Here is a 17,563-nt window from a genome sequence, read left to right on the forward strand (position 1 = left end):
GGCACGGGGCGGCGGGCGGCGGGCAGCGGGCAGCGGGCAGCGGGCAGCGGGCAGCGGGCAGCGGGCAGCGGGCAGTCTATTCCGCGTTCGCCGGCCCGAGGCCCGTGAGGAGTTCGGCCGCGGCCCGGCCGCAGACGCGGGCGGCGCCGTGGGTGGCGATGTGCAGGGCGCCTTGGGGCGGGGACTGGGGGACGCCCATTTCGACGACCGCGGTGTCGGGGCGGGCGGCGAGGAGGGCGGCCAGTGCGTCGGCCATCCAGGGATGGCGGTGCACGTCCCGGACGACGGCGACGATGCGGCGGTCGGCGGCCGCCGTGAGCAGCCCGTCGATCAGGGCGGGGGTGCCTGCGGTCGCGGCGGACTCGCCGGTGTAGGTGGCGGTTTCGGTGCCGGGGACGAGACGGGCCAGTTCGGCGGCGACGCCCCAGGGGGTGTCGTCACCCACGGCGATGTTGGCGAGGGGGGTGAAGGCGGCGACATACGCGGGGGTGGTCAGCGGCTCGTAGGGGCGGCCGCCGGCGGTGCTGCGCAGGGCGCGGCGGGCCGCGGTGAGTCCGATCCCGGGTGCGGGCGCGACCCCCTCCCCCGCGCCCGCACTCCGGGTCCAGCGCGCCAGGGCACGCACCCGTGCTGCGGCGTCGGCGAGCCGCTTCTCCGACAGCTCGCCGTCGCGCACCGCCCTCACCAGGGCGTCGCGCAGCCGCAGCACGGTGTCCTCGTCGGCCAGTCCGCCGCCGACACAGATGGCGTCGGCGCCGGCCGCGATGGCCAGCACGCTGCCTCGCTCGATGCCGTAGGTGGCGGAGATGGCCTGCATCTCCATCCCGTCGGTGACGATCAGTCCGTCGAAGCCGAGGCCGCCCTCGGCGACGGGGGCGCGCAGCAGGCCGTGCAGCGCGGCCGGGCTGAGCGTGGCGGGGTGGTCGGCGTCCAGGGCGGGCAGCAGGATGTGCGCGCTCATCACGGCCCGGGTGCCGGCGGCGACGGCGGCGCGGAAGGGAACCAGTTCGCGTTCCTGGAGGGTGGCCAGCTCGGCGGTGATACGCGGCAGGTCGTGGTGGGAGTCGACGGCGGTGTCGCCATGGCCGGGGAAGTGTTTGGTGCAGGCGGCGACGCCGGCGGACTGCAGACCGTCGACGTAGGCGGCGGAGTGCCGGGCGACCAGCTGCGGGTCGGCGCCGAAGGAGCGGACGCCGATGACGGGGTTGTCGGGGTTGGAGTTGACGTCGGCGGAGGGCGCCCAGTTGAGGTTGATACCGCAGTCGGCCAGCCGGCGGCCGAGTTCGCGGGCGACCTCGCGGGTCAGCGCGGTGTCGTCGACGGCGCCGAGCGCGTGGTTGCCGGGGAAGGAGGAGCCACCGCGCACTTCGAGGCGGGTGACATCGCCGCCCTCCTCGTCGATGGCGACGAGGATGTCCGCGCGTTCCCGGCGCAACCGTTCGGTGAGCGCGGCGAGTTGTGCGGGGTCCGCGACATTGCGGCCGAAGAGGCCGACCGATGCCAGGCCCTCGCCGACCCGGCGCAGCAGCCAGTCGGGGGCGGTGGTGCCGGTGAAGCCGGGCTGGAGGACGGCGAGTGCGTCGCGGGTGAGGGTGTCGGCGGAGCGTACGGAGTGTGCAGAGCCTGCAAAAGGAGTCATGGACTGCGTTATCCCTTCACTGCGCCGGAGGTGAGACCGCCGACCGCCTTGCGTTGCAGGAACAGGAAGAGGACCAGGATCGGGACGGCGAAGATCGAGGCGGCGGCCATGGTGGCGCCCCAGTCGTCCCCGAACTGGCTCTGGAACTGTGAGAGCCACAGCGGCAGGGTGCCCATGGCCGGCTCCTTGTTGAGGACCAGCACCAGCGGGAATTCGTTCCAGGCGGTGATGAAGCCGAAGAGCGAGGTGGCCATCAGGCCGGGTGCCAGCAGCGGGAAGACGACCTTGAGGAAGGCCTGCCGGCGGGAGCAGCCGTCGACCATCGCGGACTCCTCCAGTTCCTTGGGCACCGCGGCGACATAGCCGCGCAGCGTCAGGAGGGTGAAGGGCAGCACCATCAGCATGTAGAAGAAGGTGAGCGGCAGCAGGCTGTTCAGCAGGTCCGCGTCCCGGACGATCAGGTAGATCGAGATCACCATCACCTCCCAGGGCGCCATCTGGGCGACCATGAAGGTCAGCAGGATGCCCTTGCGGCCCTTGAAGCGCATCCGGGTGAGGGCGAACGCCCCGCACAGCGCGATCACCAGCGACAGACCGACGGCGAGCACGGTCACCAGGACCGAGTTCCCGGCCAGGATCCAGAAGTTCGGGGCGTTCACGGCCGTCGCGAAGTGCTCGAAGGTGCCGTGGAGCGGGAACCACACCGGGTCTTCGGTGACGATGTCCTGGGTCGGCTTGAAGGCCGTGTTGAACATCCAGTAGACCGGGAAGACAAAGCCGAGGGCGAGCACGACCGCCGTCGCGTTGGGCCAGATACGGCCGGCGAGAGAGCGCTTCACAGCTCGTTCTCCTCTTGCTGTTCCTGCTTGATCGTCAGACGCAGGTAGTAGGCGGTCATGGCCAGCAGCACCACGATCGTCAGCAGCGAGATCGCGGCACCCATACCGAAGTGGAGATTGCCGACGCCCTCGGTGAAGGCGTAGATCGGCAGCGTCTCGGTGAGCCGGTCGGGGCCGCCCTCGTTGATCGCGAAGATCTGCGGGAACGCCTTGAAGACCCAGATGATTTCCAGGAACGTCGTGGCGAGGAAGAAGGGCTTGAGGAAGGGGAAGGTGACACAGGTGAAGACCTTCCAGGTGCCGGCGCCGTCCATCCGGGCCGCCTCGTAGAGCTCCTTGGGGATCGTCGTGGTGGCGGCGTAGAGGTTGAGCGCCACGAAGGGCAGCGACTGCCAGACGATCAGTACGGTGATGACGAAGAAGGTCGACAGCTGGGTGCCGACCCAGTCGTAGTGGGCCATCGCATGCCGGCCGAGCCTGTCCAGCAGCCAGTTGACGACGCCGTAGCGGGAGTCGAAGAGCCACTGGAAGACGGTGGTGGCGGCGATCACCGGCATCGCCCAGGCCAGCACCAGCGCCAGGGACAGCGTCAGCCGCATCTTCTTGCCGAGCCGGGCCAGCAGCAGTCCGATCAGTACGCCGAGGACCATGATCAGGGCGACATTGACCGCGGTGAAGACGATGGTGCGGAGGGTGACCCGCCAGAACTGCTCGCTGCCCAGGATCTCCTGGTAGTTGCCCGTCCCGCGCCAGTCGGTGAGGTGCTGGATCAGCTCCTTCATATTGAGGTTCTGGAAGGAGAGCAGGATGTTGCGGACCATGGGCCAGCCCAGGAGGACCGCGGTCGCGAGCAGCGCCGGCAGCAGCAGGAGATACGGGGCGCGGCGGGTGGGAGGATGAGGAGTGCGGCGAGCGGGAGGAGTGCGGCGGCCGGGTGAACGAGGAGAGCGGCGGCCGGGCGGTGCGCCCCCCTTGCCGGTCCGCGGCGCGGTCTTGTCCACCGCGTCGTCGAGCTGCACTGCCATGAGCCTCTGCTCCCCCTTCTCGCCGTCACACCTCGGTGCCTCTGCCGGAGTGCGTACGGGCCGGGGACGGCCGGCCCGTACGCAGCCGGTGGTGCGGCCTGATCACTCAGGACCGCCGGGTCCGCCCTACTGCTTGGCGAGCCGCGCGTTGATCTCGGATTCGATGTCCTTGGCGGCGTCGGCCGGGGACTTACCGCTCAGAACAGCCGTCATATAGCTCTTGATCGGGTTCGGTACGTTCTCCACCGCGGCCCACTGCGGAATCAGTGGAGTGGTGCCGCCGGACTTCTCCGCCGCGGGCGCTGCGGCCGCCGCGGCCGGATTCTCCTTGGCGGCGCCGGCCAGGTCCGGGGACTTCGGGGTCCAGCCGACCTCCTTGACCATCTGTCCGTCGTTCTCCTTCGACAGGGCCACCTTCAGGAATTCCTTGGCGAGTTCCTGGTTCTTGCCCATGCCGGCGACGGCGAAGTTGGAGCCGCCGAGGAATACGCCCTCGGGCTTGTCCGCGGTCTCACCGGGGATGGTGAAGAAGCCGATGTCGTTCTTGATTTTCGGATTGGCCTTGATGGCGGTGGCGGCCTCGTAACCCATGGCGATGACGGCGCCGGTCTTCCCCTTGGCGAAGACCTCGGCCTGCTGCGGGGTGGCCTCGTCCTTGTTCTTCGGGGCGGTGCTGAAGGCCTGGTACGACGTGTAGATGTCCATGGCCTTGGCGACCTTGGGGTCACCGAGGTTGGAGACCCACTTGCCGCCCTGCTTCTTCACCAGGTCGGCGCCGGTGCCGATGGTCAGGCCGTCGAAGAAGTACCAGTTCTGGCCGGGGAGATACAGCGGTTCGGCGTCGGTCTTCTTCTTGATGGTGTCAAAGGCCTTGAAGAGCTCGTTGCGGGTCCTGGGGGTGCCCTTGAGACCTGCCTCGGCCCAGATCTTCTTGTTGTACATCACCACGCGGTTACCGGCGTACCAGGGCAGCGCGTACTGCTTCCCGTCCACCAGCGACGCCTTGTTGAAGGCGTCGTTCCAGTCGGAGCCGATCTCCTTCTTCAGATCGCCGAGGTCGGCCAGGGCGCCCGCCTCGGCGTATGCGGCGGTCTGCGTGTTGCCGATTTCGACGACGTCCGGCGGGGTGTCCTCGGAAAGGGCGGTGCTCAGCTTCTGCTGAATGCCGTTCCACTGCTGGACCTTGAATTCGACCGTGGCGCCGGTCTTCTTCTTGAACTGCTCGGAGACCTGCCGGGTCCACTGCGCCGGATTCGAACCACTCATCACCCAAACGGTCAGCTTCTGGCCCTTGAAGCCATCCGCGCCCGCCTTGTTGCCGCCGCTGGACCCACAGGCAGCGACACTCACCAGCATTCCCGCGACCGCCGTCGCCGCTATGAGCCCACGCTTCATTGCGCTCTCCCCTAAAGGCCGGGTGTGGTCTTTAATGGTTTAGACCAGTGCCCGCAGCTTGGCCTAGACCTTTTGGGGTGTCAAGGGTGTATAAGAGTCGCTGTCAGGTCCGTTACCGGACCGACATCTGGCGGGCCGGGACCTGCAAGGGAGCGCGGACAACCCGCCCGTGCCACGATGTGAGCCGCTACGTACGGAGGAGCCGGTGACGGCAGCACGACAGGAGTCGGAGAGGCGGGGCATGGAGACCGACGGGGGCAGTACCGAGAGCGGCGGCGGCGCGCGGACCGCGCGGGTGCCCAAGTACTACCGCCTCAAGCGGCACTTGCTGGAGATCACCGAGACCCTGCCGCCCGGCACCCCGGTCCCGCCCGAGCGCACCCTGGCCGCGGAGTTCGACACCTCCCGTACGACGGTGCGTCAGGCCCTGCAGGAGCTGGTCGTCGAGGGCCGGCTGGAGCGCATCCAGGGCAAGGGCACCTTTGTCGCCAAGCCCAAGGTCTCCCAGGCGCTGCAACTGACCTCCTACACGGAGGACATGCGGGCCCAGGGCCTGGAGCCGACCTCCCAGCTGCTGGACATCGGCTATGTCACCGCCGACGACCGGCTGGCCGGCCTGCTGGACATCGCCACCGGCGGCCGGGTGCTGCGCATCGAACGGCTGCGGCTGGCCAGCGGCGAGCCGATGGCCATCGAGATCACCCATCTGTCGGCGAAACGCTTCCCCGCGCTGCGCCGCAACCTCGTCAAGTACACCTCCCTCTACACCGCGCTGGCCGAGGTCTACGACGTCCGCCTCGCGGAGGCCGAGGAGACCATCGAGACCTCGCTCGCCACCCCGCGCGAGGCCGGCCTGCTGGGCGCCGACGTCGGCCTGCCGATGCTGATGCTCTCGCGGCACTCCCTCGACGCACAGGGCCAACCGGTGGAATGGGTGCGCTCGGTCTACCGCGGCGACCGCTACAAATTCGTCGCCCGACTGCGCCGCCCGACGGACTGACTCCGAGGCGCCGCGCCGCTGCTGACCGTGGGCGGCGCCTGCTCTCCGCCGCGGATTCTTCATACCGATATGCGGACAGCTAGTGACGCGCGCCACGGCCCTGCCATAGATTTCCAGCCGATTGCACAGGAGTTCGCCAGGGACGGAGCCACGCTCATGCCAGAGCCAGCCGCATCACCGACCAACAGACCGGTCATCACGCCGACACGCGTGGTGGCGGGGCTGTGCCTGCTCGCTCCGTTCGTGGCGATGCTGTGGGTGAGTTCGTACGCCAAGATCGAGCCGACGCTCATCGGGATCCCGTTCTTCTACTGGTACCAGATGCTGTGGGTGCTGATCTCGACCGTCCTGACGATGGTCGCGTACAAGCTCGTGCAGCGTGAGCAGCGCGCACGCAAGGGCGGTGCGGCCCAGTGACTCTCGCAACGACGGCAACGACGGCGACCACGCCGCTGGCCGCCTCCTCGACCCAAGGCGTCAACGGCGTCGCGCTCGCCGTCTTCGTCTTCTTCTTCCTGGCCGTGACGGTCATGGGATTCCTGGCCGCCCGCTGGCGCAAGGCCGAGGAGTCCGCCAACCTGGACGAATGGGGCCTGGGCGGCCGCAGTTTCGGCACCTGGGTGACGTGGTTCCTGCTCGGCGGGGACCTCTACACCGCGTACACCTTCGTGGCCGTCCCGGCGGCGATCTACGCGGCGGGCGCGGCCGGCTTCTTCGCCGTGCCGTACACCATCCTCGTCTACCCCCTGATCTTCACCTTCCTCCCCCGGCTGTGGTCGGTCTCGCACAAGCACGGCTACGTCACCACCTCCGACTTCGTCCGCGGCCGCTTCGGCTCCAAGGGCCTGTCGCTGGCCGTGGCGCTCACCGGCATCCTCGCCACGATGCCGTACATCGCCCTCCAACTGGTCGGCATCCAGGCCGTCCTGGACGTGATGGGCATCGGCGGCGGCGAGAACACCAACTGGTTCGTCAAGGACCTGCCGCTGCTGATCGCCTTCGCCGTCCTCGCCGCGTACACCTACTCCTCGGGCCTGCGGGCGCCCGCCCTGATCGCCTTCGTCAAGGACGGCCTGATCTATCTCGTCATCGCGGTGGCGATCATCTACATCCCGATCAAGCTGGGCGGCTTCGACGCGATCTTCGACGCGGCCGGCAAGGCGTTCGCCCAGCCCGGCGCCGTCCCCGGCAAGCCGCGCGGCGCGCTGACCACCGGCCCCAACGCCCAATGGGCGTATGCGACCTTGGCGCTCGGCTCCGCGCTGGCGCTCTTCATGTACCCGCACTCGATCACCGCCACGCTGTCCTCGCGCAGCCGCAATGTGATCCGCCGCAACACCACGATCCTGCCGCTGTACTCCCTCATGCTGGGCCTGCTCGCACTGCTCGGCTTCATGGCGATCAAGGCCGGCACGGACATCCAGGGCAACCCGCAGCTGGCCATCCCGCAGCTGTTCGAGGACATGTTCCCCAGCTGGTTCTCCGGCGTGGCGTTCGCCGCGATCGGCATCGGCGCGCTGGTGCCCGCGGCCATCATGTCGATCGCCGCCGCCAACCTGTTCACCCGCAACGTCTACAAGGACTTCCTCAAGCAGGACGCCACACCGGAGCAGGAGCACAAGGTCGCCAAGCTCGTCTCGCTGCTGGTGAAGGTCGGTGCGCTGGTCTTCGTCCTCACCATGGACAAGACCGTCGCGATCAACTTCCAGCTGCTGGGCGGGATCTGGATCCTGCAGACCATGCCGTCGCTGGTCGGCGGCCTGTTCACCCGCTGGTTCCACCGCTGGGCGCTGCTCACCGGCTGGGCGGTCGGCATGCTCTACGGCACGCTCGCGGCATACGGCGTGGCCAGCCCGACCCAGGCCCACTTCGGCGGCTCCAGCAAGGAGATCCCCGGCATCGGCGAGATCGGCTACATCGGCCTGACCGCCTTCGTCCTGAACGTCGTGGTGACCGTCGTCCTGACCTTCGCCCTGAAGGCCGCCAAGGTCCCTGACGGCGTCGACGAGACCAGCCCGGCCGACTACACCGCGGACGCCGGCGACGCGGGCGTCACGGCCGACCTGCCGCCCGCCACGGCGGGAGCACCGACCGGCCACTGAGCCACCGGCACCGGCGGATCACGGGCCGTCGCGTCCCTTCGGGGGCGCGGCGGCCCGTCGTCGTCCCCGGCCGCCGAGCTCTGGAGCGTGCGCGGGACCGGGCGCCGCTACCGGGATGCACGCTCCGGGAGTTCACCCGTGAGATGGCCTGAAGGGCCCGCCCGGCCCGGCCCACACGGCGTTTCCGGGCCCGTTGCCGACTCTGCCGGACCCCATGGCCGTTCGCACACCAGTAGGAGTGGTATGAGGTAGCGACACAAGATGTGGGGGTGCATGCGGGGAGCAGCACAAGATGTATGCTCGTCCTCGCTGTCGCCGCAGGGGAATCCGGTGGGAATCCGGAACTGTCCCGCAACGGTGTGGGAGCGCGCTCAGTGGCCTGATGACGGCCCTGTCGCGCGTCCGTGAAGTCCGAAGACCTGCCGACGGTACGTCCTCACCGCCATCGGTGCGGACGTCGATACGTCCGGGCCCCGAGGGTTGGGCCGGTGGACGCCGCGCGGTGTGCCCGCGCACCCCTGACCGTAACGGGGTGCCGCATGCGCGCGTGCGACCGTCGCGCCCCGCCCCTCCTAGCCCCCGCCGAGTGAGGGAGAGCATCACGTGACCATCGCGCCAACGGAGTCCGCGTCAGACGCCGAGGTAGTTCAGCCTGCGGTGGCCACGCCTCCTGCCCCCGCCGACGGGCCGGGCGTCGCGCTGCTGCGCACCCTGACCGAACTGACCGAGGATCTGGCCGCGACCGACCCCGGCAAGGTGGCCGCCGCCGCCCTGCGCGGCCGGCACGCGGGTTCCGACGAGGCCGAGTTGCGGTCGCTGGCCATCGACGCCGCGGCCGGGCTGATCGGCGACGAGCCGCAGTACTCCAGGCTCGCCGCGCGCCTGCTCACCCTCGCCATCTCCGAGGAGGCGGCCGTACAGGGGGCGGTCGCCTTCTCGGCCTCCGTCGAGGTCGGCCTCCGCGAGGGCCTGATCGCCGACGAGACCGCCCGGTTCGTCCGCGCCCACGCGGCCCGGCTGGACGCGCTGGTCGACAAGGCGCTGGCCGACGGCGCCGACGACCGCTTCGGCTACTTCGGTCTGCGTACCCTGCACTCGCGCTATCTGCTGCGCCACCCCACCACCCGTCAGGTCATCGAGACGCCGCAGCACTTCCTGCTGCGGGTGGCCTGCGGCCTCGCGGAGAACGAGTCCGCGGCGGCGCTGGAGGACGTCGCCGAGCTGTACCGCCTCACCAGCTCGCTGTCCTACCTCCCCTCCTCCCCCACCCTCTTCAACTCCGGCACCCGCCACCCGCAGATGTCCTCGTGCTATCTGCTGGACTCCCCGCTGGACGAGCTCGACTCGATCTACGACCGGTACCACCAGGTCGCCCGGCTCTCCAAGCACGCCGGCGGTATCGGCCTCTCCTACTCCCGGATCCGCGCACGGGGGTCGCTGATCCGGGGCACCAACGGTCACTCCAACGGCATCGTGCCGTTCCTGCGCACCCTGGACGCCTCGGTCGCGGCCGTGAACCAGGGCGGCCGGCGCAAGGGCGCCGCCTGTGTCTACCTGGAGACCTGGCACGCCGACATCGAGGAGTTCCTGGAGCTGCGCGACAACACCGGTGAGGAGGCGCGCCGTACGCACAACCTGAACATCGCGCACTGGATCCCGGACGAGTTCATGCGCCGGGTGGAGGCGGACGGCGACTGGTCGCTGTTCTCGCCCTCCGACGCGCCGGAGCTGGTGGACCTGTGGGGCGACGAGTTCGACGCCGCCTACCGCAAGGCCGAGGCCGAGGGCCGGGCGCTCAAGCAGATCCCCGCCCGGGTGCTGTACTCCCGCATGATGCGCACCCTGGCGCAGACCGGCAACGGCTGGATGACGTTCAAGGACGCCGCCAACCGCACCGCCAACCAGACCGCCGAGCCCGGCCAGGTCGTGCACTCCTCCAACCTGTGCACGGAGATCCTGGAGGTGACGAACGACGGGGAGACCGCCGTCTGCAACCTCGGGTCGGTCAACCTCGCCGCGCACCTGGGCGACGAGGCCGCCGGCTGGGAGGAGGCGATGGACTGGGAGCGGCTGGACGCCACGGTCCGCACCGCCGTCACCTTCCTCGACCGCGTCGTGGACATCAACTTCTACCCGACCGAGCAGGCCGGGACCTCCAACTCCCGCTGGCGCCCGGTCGGTCTGGGCCTGATGGGCCTGCAGGACGTCTTCTTCCGGCTGCGGCTGCCGTTCGACTCGGCCGAGGCACAGGCGCTGTCGACCCGGATCTCCGAGCGCATCATGCTCGCGGCGTACGAGGCGTCCGCCGACCTCGCCGAGCGGCACGGCCCGCACCCGGCCTGGTCCGCGACCCGCACCGCCCGCGGTGTGCTGCACCCGGACCACTACCCGAACGCCGAGCCCCGCTGGGCGGACCGCTGGGCGGCGCTGCGCACCCGTATCGCGGCGACCGGAATGCGTAACTCCCTGCTGCTGGCGATCGCGCCGACCGCGACCATCGCCTCCATCGCGGGCGTGTACGAGTGCATCGAGCCGCAGGTCTCCAACCTCTTCAAGCGCGAGACGCTGTCCGGCGAGTTCCTCCAGGTCAACGCCTATCTGATCGAGGAGCTCAAGGCGCTGGGGCTCTGGGACGCACGGACCCGTGACGCGCTGCGCGAGGCCAACGGCTCGGTCCAAGACGTCGGTTGGATCCCCGAGGAGATCCGGGCGCTGTACCGCACCGCCTGGGAGATCCCGCAGCGTGCCCTGATCGACATGGCCGCGGCCCGTACGCCCTACCTCGACCAGAGCCAGTCGCTGAACCTCTTCATGGCCTCGCCCACCATCGGCAAGCTCAGCTCGATGTACGCCTACGCCTGGAAGCGCGGCATCAAGACGACGTACTACCTGCGCTCCCGCCCGGCGACCCGGATCGCCCAGTCGGCGCGCGCGTCCGTTCCGGCACAACTGCCGGTGGCCGACCCCGAAGCGGTCGCCTGCTCCCTGGAAAACCCCGAGTCCTGCGAGGCCTGCCAGTAATGACCACCGCACCTGAGAAGACCACGAAGAACCTCCTCGACCCGGGCTTCGAGCTGACCCTGCGTCCGATGCGGTACCCGGACTTCTACGACCGCTACCGGGACGCCATCAAGAACACCTGGACCGTGGAGGAGGTCGACCTCCACTCCGACGTCGCCGACCTCGCCAAGCTCTCCCCGGGCGAGCAGCACATGATCGGCCGGCTGGTGGCGTTCTTCGCGACCGGCGACTCGATCGTCTCCAACAACCTCGTGCTGACGCTCTACAAGCACATCAACTCCCCCGAAGCGCGGCTGTATCTGTCGCGGCAGCTCTTCGAGGAGGCCGTGCACGTCCAGTTCTATCTGACGCTGCTGGACACCTACCTCCCCGACCCGGACGACCGCTCCGCCGCCTTCGCGGCCGTGGAGAACATCCCGTCCATCCGGGAGAAGGCCGAGTTCTGCTTCAAGTGGATGGACTCGGTCGAGAAGATCGACCGGCTGGAGTCGAAGGCCGACCGCCGCCGGTTCCTGCTCAACCTGATCTGCTTCGCGGCCTGCATCGAGGGGCTGTTCTTCTACGGCGCCTTCGCATACGTCTACTGGTTCCGCTCGCGCGGTCTGCTGCACGGGCTGGCCACCGGCACCAACTGGGTCTTCCGCGACGAGTCCATGCACATGGAGTTCGCGTTCTCCGTGGTGGACACCGTCCGCGAGGAGGAGCCCGAGCTCTTCGACGACCAGCTGGAGCAGCAGGTCACCGACATGCTCAGGGAGGCCGTCGAGGCGGAGCTGCAGTTCGGCCAAGACCTGTGCGGTGACGGCCTGCCGGGCATGAACACCGAGTCGATGCGCGAGTACCTCCAGTGCGTCGCCGACCAGCGGCTGCAGCGCCTGGGCTTTGCCCCGGTGTACGGCTCGGAGAACCCGTTCTCCTTCATGGAGCTGCAGAACGTCCAGGAGCTGACCAACTTCTTCGAGCGCCGCGCCTCCGCCTACCAGGTCGCGGTCGAGGGCTCGGTCTCCTTCGACGACGACTTCTAGACGGTTCCCGCACCCGCGACGCCCCTTCGGCCGGGCCACCCGCCTTTATGAGCATTCGGTGACCTCGGCAACCGGAGCCATGGCCACCACATCTATCCGGATATGAAGGCCACGAAGGGGCGTCGCCGGTTCATCGACTATCCGCGTCAGGGACGGGAGGGTCCGCGCCGCTGGCTGCCGTCATGGCGGCAGTGGCTCGGCACCTTCTCGCTCGGCATCATCTGCCTGGCGGGGCTGTTCGCCCTTGTCTACGCAAACGTCGACATCCCGAACGAGAACGAGCTCGCCGGCCGGGAAGCCACCGTCTATTACTGGGCGGACGGCAGCCAGATGGTGAGTGTGGGCGCCGTCAACCGCCAGAACATCACGCTCGACAAGGTGCCCGACTCCGTCGAGAACTCCGTGATCGCCGCGGAGAACGCCACCTTCTACAGCGACGCCGGGGTCTCCATCCAGGGCATCGGCCGTGCCGTGGTGAACATGATCTCCGGCGAGGACACCCAGGGCGGCTCCACCATCACCCAGCAGTATGTGAAGAACACCTATCTCTCGCAGGACCAGACGGTCACCCGCAAGCTGAAGGAATTCATCATCTCGCTGAAGGTGAGCAACCAGAAGTCCAAGCGGGAGATTCTGCGCGGATATCTCAACACGAGCTGGTTCGGCCGCGGTTCGTACGGCATCCAGGCGGCCGCCCATGCGTATTACGGAATCGACGCCGACAAGCTGAACCCCAGCCAGGGCGCCATGCTGGCCGCCGTGCTGAAGGGCTCGGAGCAGTACGACCCGGGGCTGAGCAAGGCCAATCACGAACGGGCCGTGGAGCGCTGGAGCTGGATTCTCGACCGGCAGGTCACCACCGGGAAGATGACCGAGCAGGAGCGGGCGAAGTACCGCGAATTCCCAGAGCCCCGCGCACTGTCGAAGCCCACCAGCCAGGCCGGCCAGATCGGCTATCTCATCGATATCGCCAATAAGTTCATCAAGGCCGGCACCGGCCTGACCGACAAGGACCTGGCGCGCGGCGGCTACCGCATCCACACCACTTTCGACAAACAGCGCACCCGCCGCCTGGAAAAGGCCGTCAATGACGTCCGCCGGCAGAACCTCGACCCCAAGAAGCGCGCGGCCGACACCTTTGTGGAGGTCGGCGCGGCCTCCGTACGCCCCAAGGACGGGGCGATCGTCGCGCTCTACGGCGGCACGGACGCCACCCGGCACTTCAGCAACAACGCGGACACCACGGCGGTTCCGGCCGGCTCCGCGTTCAAGCCGTTCGTGCTGGCGGCCGCGCTCCAGCAGCAGGTCGACCGGCCCGAAGTCGACGACGAGGCGCGCCCGGTGGACCGGCAGAAATGGTTCGGGGATCTGACCGGCGCCCTGATGAACGCCGAGAACCCGCCGTTCGTGCAGGCCGGGCAGCGTATCGGGCTGGAGCGGATCCGGGATGTCGCGGTGGCGGCGGGCCTGCGCGAGGAGAGCATGGCGCGCCTGGAGCAGACCTTCCCGCTGGGCACCTCGGCGCCCAGCGCGATCCGGATGGCGAGCGCCTACACCACCTTCACCAACGGCGGGCTGCACGCCGACCCGTACGCGGTGACCAAGATGACGTACGGCGGCAAGAAGCTCCCCGGCTTCAACCGGACCGGGCCCGAGCAGGTCCTCGACGCCGGGGTCGCCCAGCAGGTCTCCGGGGCCCTGGAGGGGCTGGGCTGGCGCACGCTGGGGATCCCGGGCGGCAAGCCGGTCCAGCAGCCGGTCGCGGCCGGCCTCACGGAGCCGGGCGACCGGATGAAGTCGGCGTGGTTCATCGGCAGCGCACCCGCTGCCGGCCTGCTCCCGGGCTCCGGCCCCGGTACCGGCTCGGGAAGCTGGGACGGCATCCGCCCCGACCAGGCCCCCGGCGCCGGTGACGGCAGCGAACCGACCACCGCCGTGACCATGTTCCGCAACAAGCCGGGAGCGCCCGAACTGCTGCCGATGAACGGCGTCGGCGGCCCCAAGACCGGGCTGGGTACGACCCTCCCGCCGAAGATCTGGTCCGCCTACCAGGAGGCGTCGTAACGGACGCGGGGGCGCCCGGCCGCCGGCCGGGCGCCACGGCGCCGCGCTCAGTCGTTGGCGACGACGGGGTAGCGCGGCTCGCGCTCGGCCATCTGCTTGAGCGCGTCCTTGCGGTCCCGCTTGCTGAGCCGGTCGATGTAGAGGTAGCCGTAGAGGTGATCGGTCTCGTGCTGCAGGCAGCGCGAGAAGTAGCCGGTGCCCTCGATCGCGATCGGCTCGCCCTTGGCGTTCTGGCCGCGGACGACGGCGTAGTCGGGGCGGGCCAGCGAGGCGTACGCGCCGGGCACGGACAGGCAGCCCTCGTTGGAGTCGTCCAGGATCCGGCGCTCGGCGGGCAGCTCGTCCAGCACGGGGTTGCAGACCGCCCCGACGTGCCGGACGCCCTCGTCGTCCAGGCAGTCGTAGACGAAGACCTTCAGGTCCACGCCGATCTGGTTGGCGGCCAGCCCCACGCCCTCGGCGGTGCGCTGGCTGGCGAACATGTCGTCGATGAGCTGGGCGAGCTCGTCGTCGAACTCCGTGACGTCCTTGCACTCCGTGTGGAGCACCGGATTGCCGACGACCGTGATCGGGCGCGAGGTGCCGCGCTCACGGTGGGCGGCCTCCCGCTCCGCGGCGTCGGTGACGTCATCGACGAACGCCTCGTCCACGCGCTGGTCATCGTCTTGATCAAACACAGGCTGCTGGGCCATCTCCGCCGTACGCCTTCCTGAAAACCCTGATTAGTCGCCCTACAGCCTACGGGGGCGCGGACCGGCGCTCAGCAGACCTCTTCAAGATCGCGCCATTCCCGGGTGTCCGGGCTGTCCGCGACCCAGCCGTCCAGCAGGCCGCGCACCAGGGCGGACGGCGCCGCGATACCGCATTCGCGCTCGGGCACCCACAGGGAACCCGAGCCCGCGGTGCGGTGCCCGAGCGGCCCGGGGTGGCCCGGCTCACTGTGGTCGTGCGGGTCCAGATGCTCGCCCTCGCCCTCGTCACTGGGCATCCGGCTCTCCGAGCACGTACGGCACAGCAGCCGTACGGAGGACGACCAGTCCTCGGCCGCGAAGCCCGCATCGGCCGCCAGCCGCTCCAGGGCGTCCCGGTCGGCCTCCGTGGCGGCCTCCAGCAACACCACCCAGGTGGGGACCGGGGAAGGCGCCCACAGCTCGATCTCGTCGAAGACCGGGTAGGAGGGGCCCGCGGCGGTGGTCCGCTCGCCGTGCGGGACGCCGTCGTGCAGCACCACCTCGCCCCAGCGCCGCCCGGAGGACGGCAGCGGGATCGACAGCACCTCGATACGGGCCGGGTCCAGCCTGCGGCCCCAGACCACCTCGGCCTCGCCCTCCGGGGAGAGTCGCACGGCGGCGCTGCCCAGGGCCATACCGAGCGGTTCGCCGGACGGTGAGCCCTCGCCGCGGACCTTGAGGCCGTACGCCTGCCAGGCGCGGCGGGCCAGCGGCCAGTCCTGCAGGGCGGTGGCGGCGATGCCCACGTTCCACCAGTCGGGCGCCCCGGTCTCGCGGTCCAGCAGCGCGACGGCGCGCAGGCCGGCGGCGCGGGCCTGTTCCCAGTCGTGCCGGAACTTGTGCAGCAGGGCGAGGTTGAACCAGGACTCCGACAGCCACGGCTCCATGTCCGCGGCGCGGGTCAGCAACGCCCCCGCGTCCTCGTAACGGCCGTCGCCGATCAGCGTGAAAGCGCGGTCGGTCGCCTGCCGCCACGAGGCGGAGGGCCGGTGCCGTACCTTGCCGAAGATCCTCACGATTCCCGCCTGCTGGTTGCTCTTGATGCCGCTTAGGAGGTGACCCGAGCGGCGCCCGGGGCCTTCTGGGGGCCCACTCGACAACCTGCCACAGATTGCCGTCGGGCTCAGCCTGGTTTGCTGTGCCCTCTGCGGCTCCTTGCCCTTCGCCGACCCCCTGAACCCCCCTGAGAGGGGCTTCCTTCGCATCCAACCATGCCCATCTCGAAGGGCGCTCATTACCCATGGGTTCCATGACATAGGGCACCCTGCGCAGGCTCAACCACGGGGGTACGCGTCCGGCACCGGCAACGGCCGGCACCGGCTGTTTCCGGCCTCACCGGCGCATACGCGCCCGTGAAGGCGTTCCGCAAGCCGGAAGACCGGGCATGGCCGGTTCCGATCCCCGGGGCCGTCGGCCGTCTCACCCCATGCGGTCACACGCCCGGTCACACCGCCCGGCCGCCGCGCGCCAGGACCCGGGCGAGCGCCTCGACGACCCCGGGATCGTGGTCCTGCGCGGTGGCCAGCCGCAGCCGCTCCAGGGCCCGCAGCGCACCGCCGGGGCCGGCCGACTCCCCCGACAGATCGTCGTAGGCGTTGACCGTACGGACGATACGGGCCGTGACCGGCTGGTCCCGGTACGGATCCGCCTGCCGCTCGACGATCACCGCGACCTCCGCGGGGACCCCGGTCTGGCGGACAACGGCGCCGCCCAGCAGGGCGATCCGGCGCTGCTCGGCGGGCGGCAGCGGGGCGGTCGCGCCGTCCGGCACCGGGTCCAGGAGCGAGAGCTGGCCGATGTCGTGCATCAGGGCGGCGTGTTCGAGAACGTCCAGATCCGGTGTGTTCAGGCCGAGTTCGCGGCCCACCGCGCGGCTGAGCGCGGCGACCCGGCGGGCGTGGCCGTGCGGGGTGTAGCCGGCGATCTCGGTGGAGCGGGCCAGCGAGGCGATGGTCTGGCGGTAGGTGGCCCGTACGGCCGCGAACCGGCGGAAGGCGAACTGGGTCAGCAGCAGCGGCAGACAGAACACCGGCAGCGCCCACAGCCCGGCGACCGCGGTGGCGAGCGAGATCACCACTCCGGTGGCACAGATGGCCGAGCCGATGCCGGGCAGCGCCCGCAATGCGTCGCGCAGTAGCGGCCCGTACGGCCAGCCCGTACGGGCGTGGGCGAGGGCGGCGGCCAGCACCGCGTCGCACAGCGCGGTCAGCGCCAGCAGGCCGACCAGAAAGAGCGGGTAGACCGGCCCCGAGGCCACCCAGGTGCCCAACGTCCCCGTGTTGTAGAGGGGTTGGAAGCAGGTGGCGGCGAAGCCGACGGTCAGCACCCGGCGCGCGAGCGGGTCGAGCGCCGGCCCCCGGCCGCGCGCGAGATGCGGGACGATTCCGACCAGACCGGCCGCCAGGACGACCGCCACGGTCTGCGGGACACCGTGTGTGGTCGGGCGTCCGCCGGCCTCACCGAGCAGGGCGTACGCGAGTGCGCCGGCCACGCCGAGCGGTGCGCCCTCCCGCCCCGCGCCGGTCGCCGGGTCGGGGCCCCGGCCCACCAGCTCGCCGACGGCCATCAGCACCCCGAAGGCCAGCGCGATCCCCGGCTCGGCCAGGCCGTTCCACAGCGTCCACCCGAGCGCCCAGCAGGCCAGCGCGCCGGCCGTGGCGTGGACCGCGGCGATGACGGCGCTTCCGGACACGGTCGGCACCCGGGCGCGCGGGCCGGCGGC

The 17,563-nt window shown here is 70.0% G+C and carries 13 protein-coding genes and 1 riboswitch; of the genes, 6 read left to right on the top strand and 7 right to left on the bottom strand.

The annotated features are described in order from the left end of the window. Positions 1-76: 76 nt before the first annotated feature. The 4 genes from DY245_RS15585 to DY245_RS15600 all read right to left on the bottom strand — a co-directional run bounded on the left by DY245_RS15585 (position 77) and on the right by DY245_RS15600 (position 4,898). Positions 77-1,639, bottom strand: coding sequence for a glycoside hydrolase family 3 protein (locus tag DY245_RS15585; protein ID WP_128507744.1), 1,563 nt, complete (start codon positions 1,637-1,639; stop codon positions 77-79). An 8-nt stretch (positions 1,640-1,647) separates the two neighbouring features. Further along, positions 1,648-2,478, bottom strand: a complete 831-nt coding sequence (locus DY245_RS15590; RefSeq protein WP_128507747.1) for a carbohydrate ABC transporter permease — start codon at positions 2,476-2,478, stop codon at positions 1,648-1,650. Then, entirely contained in the window at positions 2,475-3,503 is a 1,029-nt protein-coding gene (locus DY245_RS15595; RefSeq protein ID WP_128507749.1) for a carbohydrate ABC transporter permease, read from the bottom strand. The genes DY245_RS15590 and DY245_RS15595 overlap by 4 nt, the downstream gene beginning before the upstream one ends. A 126-nt stretch (positions 3,504-3,629) precedes the next feature. Then, positions 3,630-4,898 (bottom strand): extracellular solute-binding protein, encoded by a 1,269-nt coding sequence (locus DY245_RS15600; RefSeq protein ID WP_128507751.1) that lies wholly within the window; start codon positions 4,896-4,898, stop codon positions 3,630-3,632. A 241-nt stretch (positions 4,899-5,139) separates the two neighbouring features. On the opposite strand from DY245_RS15600, the gene DY245_RS15605 reads away from it, so the two are divergent. The 6 genes from DY245_RS15605 to DY245_RS15630 all read left to right on the top strand — a co-directional run bounded on the left by DY245_RS15605 (position 5,140) and on the right by DY245_RS15630 (position 14,110). Further along, on the top strand, positions 5,140-5,898 hold the full coding sequence (locus tag DY245_RS15605) for a GntR family transcriptional regulator (protein ID WP_128507761.1): 759 nt from the start codon (positions 5,140-5,142) through the stop codon (positions 5,896-5,898). 156 nt (positions 5,899-6,054) lie between these two features. Continuing rightward, the gene (locus tag DY245_RS15610; protein WP_128507753.1) at positions 6,055-6,315 is read left to right on the top strand and encodes a DUF3311 domain-containing protein; all 261 of its coding nucleotides are present in this window, start codon (positions 6,055-6,057) and stop codon (positions 6,313-6,315) included. 35 nt (positions 6,316-6,350) lie between these two features. Further along, positions 6,351-8,000, top strand: coding sequence for a monocarboxylate uptake permease MctP (gene mctP / locus DY245_RS15615; protein WP_181923692.1), 1,650 nt, complete (start codon positions 6,351-6,353; stop codon positions 7,998-8,000). A gap of 292 nt (positions 8,001-8,292) precedes the next feature. After that, positions 8,293-8,441, top strand: a riboswitch (cobalamin riboswitch). A gap of 162 nt (positions 8,442-8,603) precedes the next feature. Beyond that, complete coding sequence (locus DY245_RS15620) at positions 8,604-11,021, top strand: ribonucleoside-diphosphate reductase subunit alpha (protein ID WP_181923690.1); 2,418 nt, start codon at positions 8,604-8,606, stop codon at positions 11,019-11,021. After that, a complete protein-coding gene (locus DY245_RS15625; RefSeq protein ID WP_181923691.1) occupies positions 11,021-12,046 on the top strand; it encodes a ribonucleotide-diphosphate reductase subunit beta in 1,026 nt (341 codons plus the stop codon). Before DY245_RS15620 ends, DY245_RS15625 begins: the two co-directional genes overlap by 1 nt. 102 nt (positions 12,047-12,148) lie before the next feature. Next, on the top strand, positions 12,149-14,110 hold the full coding sequence (locus DY245_RS15630) for a transglycosylase domain-containing protein (protein WP_128507755.1): 1,962 nt from the start codon (positions 12,149-12,151) through the stop codon (positions 14,108-14,110). 47 nt (positions 14,111-14,157) lie between these two features. Here DY245_RS15630 and def read toward each other — a convergent pair whose 3' ends face one another. The 3 genes from def to DY245_RS15645 all read right to left on the bottom strand — a co-directional run bounded on the left by def (position 14,158) and on the right by DY245_RS15645 (position 17,515). Beyond that, positions 14,158-14,802 carry a peptide deformylase gene (gene def, locus DY245_RS15635; protein ID WP_128507757.1) on the bottom strand — a complete coding sequence of 215 codons (645 nt, stop codon included), beginning with the start codon at positions 14,800-14,802 and terminating at the stop codon, positions 14,158-14,160. Positions 14,803-14,870: 68 nt separating this feature from the next. Further along, positions 14,871-15,857 carry a tetratricopeptide repeat protein gene (locus DY245_RS15640; protein WP_128507759.1) on the bottom strand — a complete coding sequence of 329 codons (987 nt, stop codon included), beginning with the start codon at positions 15,855-15,857 and terminating at the stop codon, positions 14,871-14,873. A gap of 428 nt (positions 15,858-16,285) precedes the next feature. Beyond that, positions 16,286-17,515 carry an HD-GYP domain-containing protein gene (locus tag DY245_RS15645; protein ID WP_128507770.1) on the bottom strand — a complete coding sequence of 410 codons (1,230 nt, stop codon included), beginning with the start codon at positions 17,513-17,515 and terminating at the stop codon, positions 16,286-16,288. Positions 17,516-17,563: the final 48 nt, after the last annotated feature.

The organism is Streptomyces inhibens (genome assembly GCF_003389455.1).
GTDB classification, from domain to species: domain Bacteria; phylum Actinomycetota; class Actinomycetes; order Streptomycetales; family Streptomycetaceae; genus Streptomyces; species Streptomyces inhibens.